Here is a 213-nt window from a genome sequence, read left to right on the forward strand (position 1 = left end):
GGAGGGTGTTGAAGATCAGTTTGTGACGACCGACCTCAACACCCTCCTGACCGCACTCTACGTCAAGATCGACGACTGGCTGGGCAAACGCACCCGCCCGGGCAGGCCACCGAAGCTCTCCGACGCCGAGCTGCTCACCCTGGCCGTGGCGCAGGTGCTGCTGGGAGTCCGCTCCGAGGCCCGTTGGCTACGGTTCGTGCCCCGGGCGCTGCC

The 213-nt window shown here is 67.6% G+C and carries 1 pseudogene; it reads left to right on the plus strand.

From position 1 onward, the window contains the following. Window positions 1-22: 22 nt before the first annotated feature. Window positions 23-213 (plus strand): annotated as a pseudogene (locus tag PSD17_RS23610) (IS982 family transposase); the annotation flags it as partial.

Origin of the sequence: Pseudonocardia sp. D17 (assembly GCF_036984265.1) — a bacterium.
Lineage (GTDB): Bacteria > Actinomycetota > Actinomycetes > Mycobacteriales > Pseudonocardiaceae > Pseudonocardia > Pseudonocardia benzenivorans.